At 72.0% G+C, this 3,346-nt stretch carries 3 protein-coding genes; 2 read left to right on the top strand and 1 reads right to left on the bottom strand.

What is annotated here, in order from left to right; genetic code table 11:
• The coding region (locus JWP65_RS00235) for a 7TM diverse intracellular signaling domain-containing protein (protein ID WP_299759216.1) at positions 1–1,680 on the top strand (1,680 nt) is incomplete at its 5' end.
• On the opposite strand, the gene JWP65_RS00230 is transcribed toward JWP65_RS00235, so the two are convergent.
• Positions 1,655–2,518: an MOSC N-terminal beta barrel domain-containing protein gene (locus tag JWP65_RS00230; protein ID WP_299759214.1), complete on the bottom strand. Its 864-nt coding sequence runs from the start codon at positions 2,516–2,518 to the stop codon at positions 1,655–1,657. The two genes, JWP65_RS00235 and JWP65_RS00230, sit on opposite strands and share 26 nt — an antisense overlap.
• Before the next feature lie 68 nt (positions 2,519–2,586).
• Here JWP65_RS00230 and JWP65_RS00225 point away from each other — a divergent pair.
• The coding region (locus tag JWP65_RS00225) for a ubiquinone biosynthesis protein UbiH (protein WP_299759212.1) at positions 2,587–3,346 on the top strand (760 nt) is incomplete at its 3' end.

Raw genomic sequence — 3,346 nt, 5'->3', positions numbered from 1 at the left:
AGCAAGGGCACGGCCACCATCGCCGAGCTGACCGATGCCGAGGGCCTGCAGCGCTTCCAGCCGGCGCCGGCCGACACCATCTACAAGCTCGGACCCACCGCCGCCTTGTGGCTGCACCTGCGGCTGGAACGCGCCATCGACGCCCGGCAGGACTGGGTGCTGGAGGTGCCGATGCCGGTGGTGGACCTGGTCACGCTCTACCAGGGCGCAGGCGACCTCTGGCGGGTCGAGAGCGCCGGCGACACCCTGGCGGTGCGGGCCTGGCCGGGGGGCGGGCGCTATCCCTTCTTCCGCCTCGACGTGCCGGCCGGCGAGACGCGCGACGTCTTGCTGCGCATTCGCCACGTCACCGCCGCCAATTTCCCGTTGCGCCTGAGCACTGCCGCCGTCCACGGCGAGCGGATGCAGATGGAGTACCTGGCGCTGGGCTCCGCCTTCGGCGCCCTGCTGCTGCTGCTGGCCGCCTGCCTGGCGCAGGCCTGGGTCTACCGCGACCGCATCTTCGCCTGGTACGCGCTGTACGCCTGCATCACCGCGCTGGCGGTGGCGGCCTTCACCGGCGCCGGCGCGCACCTGCTGTGGCCCCGCTTCGGCGCGCTGGGCGACGCCCCGATGCCGATGCTGGCCTCGGCGGCCGGCGCCGCCGCCATGCTGTTCGTGCGCAACCTGGTCGGCTTGCGGCGGCGCTTCCCGGTGCAGGACCGGGTGATGCTGGTGCTGGGCACCCTGGGACTGGCTGCCAGCGTGCTGCCGGCCCTGGCGCCCAAGGCGATCGCGCTGCCGGTGGTGGCCGGCTACCTCGGCGTGGCGACGCTGGCCTGCGTCGCCGTCGGCCTGGCCGCCTGGCGACGCGGCGACGAAATCGGCGTCTGGGTGTTCATGGCTTACCTGCCGATGACGGCGTCGGTATTCATCAGCCTCCTGCGCATCTTCGGCTGGGTGTCGCTGTCGTTCGGCTCGCAGTACGCGGTGGTGGCGGCGATGGCGGTGGAGGTGCCGCTGCTGCTGGTGGCCCTGACGATGCGCTCGCGCGACCGCCACGGCGCCGAGATCCGCGAGCAGGCGCTGACCACCCACGACGCCCTCACCGGCCTGCTGGCGCCGCACCTGTTCCAGGACCGGCTGCGGCAGGTGGTGACGCGCCACAAGCGCGACGGCGAAAGCGCGGCCATCATGTTCATCGAGCTGGTGAACCACGGGCCGATCAGGCAAACCTACGGCACGGCGGTGGCCGAGCAGAGCCTGCTGCGCAGCGTGATCAAGCTGCGCCGCCTGCTGCGCGACGTCGACACGGTCAGCCGCATGGGCGAGGCGCGCTTTGGCGTGGTGCTGGAAGGCGCCAGCCTGCGCAGCTCGGTCACCGAGCGGGCGGCCCGCCTGATCGCCGCCGGCCTGATGCCTTTGCCTGGGCTGCAGCCGGAGGTGACGCTGCAGTTCCACATCGCCGCCCTGCTGCTCAGCGAGCGCTCGCTGGAAGCCGACCAGGTGGAAGCGGTTCTCGCCGAGCAGCTGGCGCGCATGTCGCCGCGCACGCCCCGGCCGATCCGCTTCATCGCGCCGGCAGCCACCAGCGTGTCGGACCGGGGCCGGCCTCGTCGATGTTTGCCTCGGAGCTGCCGCGCAGCCGCCCGCCGTTGCCGGCGGTGCAATAAGACTAGTCGAACTTCCAGTCGGCGGTGACGGCATCGCCGACCCGCAGCTTGAGTTCCTCGCCTTGCAGCACGATGGCATTCATGCCGAAGCTGATGGCGCCGCCCAGCCCTTCGTTGCGCCGGTAGCCTTGCAGCGTGTCGGTGACGAGAGTGTCGACCGCGCCGGTGGCCGGGTCGACGTTGGCGATGGTGCAGCGCGGGCTGGGCTTGACCGGCTTGAGCTGGACCCGCCCGCCTTCGGTGGCTATGGTCATCAGCTCCAGCCGGTCTTCGTCATGCGCCTCGACGCCGGACAGCACGATGTTGGGCCGGAAGCGCTCGATCGCCACCGGCTCATGGCCGGCGGCTCGCAGCTTGTCGTTGAGCAGGTCCAGCGAAGCGGTGCTCGCCACCAGCACCGGGTAGCCGTCGCTGAACTGGTTCGGCGCTTCCACCCCGCCGGTCCACTCCAGGCTGGACAGGCGGCGGTGCTCCGGGTCGAACCGCACCAGCCGCACCCGGCGGCCGACGAAGTCGGTGAACCACTGGGAGGCGGTGTCGCCCATGTCGAACGCCGGCACCTCCTCGTCCCACAGCCGCACCGTCGCCGGCGCCTCCACCGTGTCGATCTGCAGGTGCAGCGCCAGCATGCCGGGCGCGCGCAGCACCACCTCGGTCAGCTTCAGGGTCGGCCTGACCAGCGCCAGCCGCGGCAGCTCGCGCTGCGTGACGAAGTTGCCTTGCTCGTCCACCACCATCCAGGCGCGGTCCAGGTCGATGCCGGTCTCGGCCAGCTGCGCCTCGCGCACCTCGACGCCGCCGCAAGACTTGACGGGATAGACGAACAGGCGCTCGATGCGCGCGGTGACGGCCGGGGGGGTGCTCATGGGCGGGGCGGTAAGGGTTACGGGCAAGGCTGCCCCGGCGATTGTGCCCGCCTCCTACAATCCCGGCCATGGCCGCACCTCTCGACGTCTGTATCCGCGGTGCCGGCATCGTCGGCCGCACCCTGGCCCTGCTGCTGGCACGCGACCGGCTGCGGGTGGGCCTGGTCGAGTCGCCGCCGCACGCGCCCTCGGCCAGCGGCCAGAGCGACGTGCGCGCCTATGCATTGAACGCTGGTGCGCGCGAGCTGCTGCTGCGGCTGCGGGCCTGGCCGGACGACCTGCATGCCACGCCGGTGCTGGCGATGGACATCCGCGGCGACGACGGCGGGCGGGTGCGCTTTGACGCCAGGACCGAGAAAGCCGACGCGCTGGCCTGGATCGTCGACGTCGAGCCGCTGCTGGCGCGTCTGGCCGAAGCGGTGCGCTACCAGCCGCAGATCGAGCTGCTGGCCAGGCCGCAGCCGGCGGCCCTGACGGTGGTCTCCGAAGGCCGCGCCAGCTCCACCCGCGGCGAGTTCGGCGTCGCTTTCGAAGTGACGTCCTATCCCCAGCGCGCCATCGCCGCCCGCCTGCAGTGTGAGAAACCGCACGGCCAGGTTGCGCGCCAGTGGTTCGTCGACGGCGATATCGTCGCCTTGCTGCCGCTGGGCGGGGCGCAAGGGAACTCGGTGGCCCTGGTGTGGTCTGTCCAGGAGTTCCGCGCCGACGAGTTGCTCGCGCTGCCGGCCGCCGAGTTCGAAGCGCGCCTGCAGGCCGCTTGCGGCGACGCCTTGGGCCAGATGACACTGACCACCGCGCGCGCGGCCTGGCCGCTGCAGCGGGCGCAGG

The sequence above is a fragment of the Ramlibacter sp. genome (assembly GCF_028292805.1).
In the GTDB taxonomy this organism is placed as follows: Bacteria; Pseudomonadota; Gammaproteobacteria; order Burkholderiales; family Burkholderiaceae_C; genus Ramlibacter.
The sequence above is the reverse complement of the archived record's forward strand: the minus strand, read 5'-3'. Positions and strand labels throughout refer to the sequence as shown.